Source organism: Acidovorax sp. HMWF018, assembly GCF_003061035.1.
GTDB classification, from domain to species: Bacteria; Pseudomonadota; Gammaproteobacteria; order Burkholderiales; family Burkholderiaceae_C; genus Acidovorax; species Acidovorax delafieldii.
Genome location: NZ_QAIM01000359.1, coordinates 5,214 through 10,499, shown reverse-complemented (window position 1 = coordinate 10,499; position 5,286 = coordinate 5,214). Strand labels below are relative to the sequence as shown.

At 67.6% G+C, this 5,286-nt stretch carries 4 protein-coding genes; 3 read left to right on the top strand and 1 reads right to left on the bottom strand.

Translation table 11 applies throughout. The features are described from left to right. Positions 1-165: 165 nt before the first annotated feature. Positions 166-1,110, bottom strand: coding sequence for an SDR family oxidoreductase (locus DBR23_RS13845; protein ID WP_108498640.1), 945 nt, complete (start codon positions 1,108-1,110; stop codon positions 166-168). A 48-nt stretch (positions 1,111-1,158) separates the two neighbouring features. On the opposite strand from DBR23_RS13845, the gene DBR23_RS13840 reads away from it, so the two are divergent. Genes DBR23_RS13840 through DBR23_RS13830 form a run of 3 tightly spaced genes read left to right on the top strand, consistent with a single transcriptional unit; the run spans position 1,159 to position 5,153 of the window. Next, positions 1,159-2,223 carry a CDP-6-deoxy-delta-3,4-glucoseen reductase gene (locus DBR23_RS13840; protein ID WP_108498639.1) on the top strand — a complete coding sequence of 355 codons (1,065 nt, stop codon included), beginning with the start codon at positions 1,159-1,161 and terminating at the stop codon, positions 2,221-2,223. A 42-nt stretch (positions 2,224-2,265) separates the two neighbouring features. Continuing rightward, positions 2,266-4,470: an ATP-binding protein gene (locus DBR23_RS13835; protein WP_233250457.1), complete on the top strand. Its 2,205-nt coding sequence runs from the start codon at positions 2,266-2,268 to the stop codon at positions 4,468-4,470. Beyond that, entirely contained in the window at positions 4,467-5,153 is a 687-nt protein-coding gene (locus DBR23_RS13830; RefSeq protein ID WP_108498638.1) for a response regulator transcription factor, read from the top strand. Before DBR23_RS13835 ends, DBR23_RS13830 begins: the two co-directional genes overlap by 4 nt. Positions 5,154-5,286 lie beyond the last annotated feature (133 nt).

Genomic DNA, 5,286 nt, shown 5'->3' with positions numbered 1-5,286 from the left:
GCATTACCCGGTGCGGCCTACGCCCGTGCAGCCGCCGGCGCCCACCCCCAAAAAATTCACACAGTGCAACGTGTTCCGCTGCTACGACGCCCAGGGCAATAGCTACCCCCGCTGATCTGGCGCCCATGTGGGCAAGGTGAGGAGAGTGCGGATTTCTCCAGCCTCTCAGGCTCGCAACCCCTCGGCCACACTGGGGTAGTGCAACCGCAGACCCAGCTCGCGCAGCATGCGCTGGTTGTCCAGCCGGCGCGATTCGCTCATGAAACTCAGCAGCATCAGCGACAGCTGCTCTTCCGCAGTACTGCGAGGCACGCGCGGCGGGCGAGGCAGGCCATACAGATCAGCCGCCAGATCAAAGTAGTCGCCCATCTTCATGTGGGTGGAGTCGCTCACGTTGTAGGCGCGCTGCGGGCGCCCCTTCCACACGGCCGCCATGCAGGCGCGCGCCAGGTCTTCGGCATGGATGTGGTTGGTGAACACATCGTCCTCGGCCACCAGCACGGGTGTGCCCCGGCGCAAGCGCGCCTCCGGGGTGCCACCCTCTCGGTCAGGCGCGTAGATGCCGGGAATGCGCAACACGGTGGCCCGCACGCCGGCACGGCCCAAGTGGCGCACGGCGCGCTCGGCATTCACACGGCGCTGGGCGCGAGGTGTGCCGGGGGCCACGGCCCGAGTCTCTGGCACCAGGGCCCCCTGGCAGTCGCCATACACACCGCTGGTGGACGCGTAGGCCAACGACATTGGCAAGGTGCGCAGCCGCAGCGCGCGGGTCAGCGCCACAGTGCGGGGGTCACGCCACCAGGCATCGCCCCCTGCGCCCTCCCCCGGCGGGGGCGCCAGATGCAGCACCCGCGTCGCCAGGCCGGACAGCCTGCGCAAGGTGCCCGCATCGTCCAGATTGCCCACCAGAGGCCGGGCCCCTTGTGCCCGCAGCTCCGCCACCCGCCCAGCGGTGGAGGTCAGTGCCAGCACCTGCATGCGCCCGGCCCCGGGGCCCGTCTGCAGATGGCGCAGCACCCGTTGACCTACATCACCACAGCCCACGATGAGCAGGCGTTCGCGACGAAAGCGCGCTGGCAGCGCGCCGAGGGGGTTCTGGTTTGAGGGCAAAATCGGGTCCGTTTGCTTAGCTAGAGACGACTCCAAGGATACCCACACATGACCAGCGCCGAGGCTGCCACCACCGCAGCGTTTCAGATCACCGTGCAGCCCAGTGGCCGCGCTTTCAGTGCCAATGCGGGCGAAGCCATCCTGGCCGCCGCCATCCGCAGTGGCGTGGGCCTGCCCTACGGCTGCAAGGACGGCGCCTGTGGCTCGTGCAAGTGCAAAAAACTCAGCGGCACCGTGCAGCACGGCGCCCACCAATCCAAGGCCCTCACGGCCGACGAAGAGGCCGCAGGCCTGGTGTTGACCTGCTGCGCACAGCCACTGTCCGACGTGGTACTCGAATCGCGCCAGGTCACCGACGAAAGCGCCTACCCCGTCAAGAAGATGCCAGTGCGCGTGGCCTCGCTCGAAAAGAAATCAGACGATGTGATGCAGGTGCGCCTGCAGCTACCTGCCGCAGACACCTTCCGATACCACGCGGGCCAGTACATTGAGTTCATCCTGCGCGACGGCGCCCGACGCGCTTACTCGATGGCCAACGCGCCGCACACCCAGGCAGAGGCACCGGGTGTGGAGCTGCACATTCGACACATGGCCGGCGGCAAGTTCACCGACCATGTGTTTGGGGCGATGAAAGAGAAGGAAATCCTGCGTGTCGAAGGTCCGTTCGGCAGTTTTTTCCTGCGCGAAGACTCCGACAAGCCCATCGTGCTGCTGGCATCCGGCACCGGCTTTGCCCCCATCAAGGCGCTGATCGAGCACCTGCAGTTCAAGGGCATCAGCCGCCCCACCGTGTTGTACTGGGGCGGCCGTCGCCCTGGCGATCTGTACCTGACCGACTGGGTCCAGGCCCGCGTGGCCGAATTGCCGTGGTTGCGCTACGTTCCGGTCATTTCCAACGCGCTGCCCGAGGACGGCTGGACCGGCCGCACAGGCTTTGTGCACCAGGCGGTGCTGGACGACTTTGCGGATCTCTCAGGTCACCAGGTCTATGCGTGTGGCGCGCCCATCGTGGTCGAGTCCGCCCGTGACGCCTACAGCGCCCAGCGCGGCCTGCCGCCGGAAGAGTTTTTTGCCGACGCATTCACGTCGGAAGCCGACAAACACGGCGGCTGACACGCCCCCGCAAGGCCGATAAAGACACCTGGACCACGACCCATGGTGCGTGCAGCGCCCGCCCCGCCAACCCCGCAGGGCGCGCCCCGCCGCTGGCATCAAGTCCGGCGCGGAGGCTTCATTGCCACGCTGCTGTGCCTGGCGGCCCTGCTGGTGTGGGGCGCGGGCGAATGGGCAGAACAGAGCGAACGCGACGCCCAGTGGGACAACCTGCGCCGCCTGGGCGAGGTGCAAGCCCTGGCGCTGCGTGGCGTGGCCACGCGCTACAACTACCTGCCCTTCACCACCGCGCAGCACCCGCTGGTGCGCCAGTTATTGCAGCAACCTTCATCGCAGGCCGTACGCGACGCAGCCAACGCGTACCTGCAGGCGGTGAACCAGCATGCGGGCTCCGACATGCTGTACGTGATGGACCCGCAGGGCCTCACCCTCGCGTCCAGCAACTGGGACACCCCCAACAGCTTTGTGCACCAGAACTACGGCAACAGGCCGTACTTTCGCGATGCCCTGGCGGGCCAGACGGGCCGCTTTTATGGCGTCGGCAAGACCACGGGCGAACCCGGCCTGTTTGTCTCAGCCCCCGTGGTCGATGCGGGCCGCGTGATCGGCGTGGTGGCGGTCAAGGTACGCATGGAACCCATCTCGGACCCATGGGCCCAGCTGCGCGATCCAGTGTTCGTGACGGACGAGCGGGGCATCGTCTTTCTCGGCTCCGTGCCCGGCTGGCTCTACCGCACCAGCCAGCCCTTGCCCACCCCACTCGTGCAGCAGCTGCAGCACAACGAACAGTACGGCACAGGATGGACCCCGCGCGCCGTGCCCTGGACCCTGCACCCCCAAGACGACCCGCCCGGTACTGAACTGCGCCTTGACGGCGCTGGCGGCAAAAGCTACCTGGCGTTCGAAGAGAAGCTGCCCGACCTGGGCTGGACCCTCACCGTCACTGCCGACAGCCGCGTGGTGGCCCTGGCGCGGCAACAGGCCTGGGCGCTGGCCACGCTGGCGTCGGGCCTGCTGGTGCTGGGTGCGCTGTACTGGCAGTTGCGCGAGAGGCGCCTCGCCGAAAACCGGTTGGCCCGCATCGAACTGGAGCAGCGCGTGCAGGAGCGTACCCACGCGCTGCAGCAGGCCCAGGCGTTCCGCCAGTCCATGGAGGACTCGCTGCTGGTGGGCATGCGCGCCCGCGACCTCGAAGGGCGCATCGTCTATGTCAACGCGGCCATGTGCGATATGGTGGGCTACCGGGCCGACGAACTCATCGGCCAGCTGCCGCCCTACCCGTACTGGCACCCTGACGAGCTGGACCGCCACTGGAACGACAGCGACACCGTGCTGGCTGGCAACGCGTTTCCGCAGGGGCGGGAGAACCGGCTGAGGCACCGTGACGGGTCGGACGTGTACACGATGTTCTACACCACACGCCTGATCGACGGCAGCGGCCAGCACATCGGCTGGATGAGTTCGGTGGTCAACATCACCGCGCAGAAGCGGGCCGAAGAGCAGCAGCAGCAGCGCGAGACCCAGCTGCAGCGGGTACAGCGCGTGATCACTGTCGGCGAGATGGCATCCACCCTGGCCCACGAGCTGAACCAGCCGCTGGCCGCCCTGGTCAACTATGCGGCTGCCGCACGGGCGCTGGCCGCCCAGGGCAAGACCGGCCCCCTCCACGACAGCCTGGAGGCCCTGTCGGCCCAGGCGCTGCGGGCCGCCGACATCGTGGGTCGTATCCGCCGCTGGGTGCGCCAGCACCCTGAAAGCCGCGAGCCTTGCGATCTGTCTGCCATCGTGGAGCAGTCGCTGGAGCTGCTCTTGCGCGCCGAGGCTCGCCGCCAGGGGATCCCTGTGCGTGTGGAACAGGCCGGCGCCCCTTTGCCGGTGAACGCAGACCGCGTGCTGCTGGAGCAGGTGGTGATCAACCTGGGCCTGAACGCCCTGCAGGCCATGCAGACCCACCAGCCCCCGCCCGGCGGGCACGAATTGCGGCTGCGCATAGCCGCAGACGATGGCCAAGCGCTGGTGCAAGTGCTGGACCGGGGCCCGGGCCTGCCGCCCGGCATCGCCGAGCGCCTGTTCGAGCCTTTCTTCACCACACGTTCCGACGGTCTCGGCCTGGGTCTCAACATCTGCCGCTCCATCATTGAAAGCATGGGGGGCCAACTACAGGCCCGCAATCGCGAGGGCGGCGGCGCGGTCTTCGAGATCCGCCTGCCCTGCCCCCCCGCCACCGAGAATGCCACCGCGCCATGACCTACGACACTGCCCCCATCGCCGCTGACTCGCTGGACCCCACTGTGGTCTACATCGTGGACGACGACGAAGGCGTGCGCCAATCGCTGGCCGCACTGCTGCTCGCACGCGGGTACACGGTGCGTGCCTTCGACGGCGGCGAGGCCTTTCTGGCGCAGGCTGCACTGGACCACCCCGGCTGCGTGCTGCTGGACCTGCGCATGGAAGGCTTGAGCGGGCTGCAGGTATTCCACGAACTCGGCCAGCGCCACAGCGCGCTCAAGACCGTGTTCCTATCGGCCCACGGTGAGCTGTCCTCCGCCGTGGCAGCCGTCAAACAAGGGGCGGTGGACTGGCTCGAAAAACCGTGCAACGAAGCCACCTTGCTGGCCGCTGTCGAAAAAGCCTCCACGCTGTCGCAAACGCAGGCACGGCAGACACAACGGCAGCACCAGCTGCGCGAGCGCTGGAACGCCCTGAGCCCACGCCAGCAAGAGGTGGCCCAGCTGCTGGGCACGGGCCTCAGCAGCAAGGAAGTGGCCCGCGCACTGGCGCAGCGTGACCCGGAGCGCCCCATCGACCCGCGCACCGTGGACACGCACCGGTCCGCCATCTTCCTGAAGCTGGACATCCGCTCGTCGCACGAACTGGGCATGCTGGTGGAAGACCTGGGCGTGGCGCTCAGCGCGCCTCGCACGGCATGAACGTCCCCGCCTGACCATCACCCCCTCAGGGCTTCATAAGCTTTCTTACGATTTTTTTGCACAATGGCGCCCATGAACCGCAGAAACCTCATCCTCCTCGCCACCGCCGCTGCCACCGCAACGGCTTTTTCGT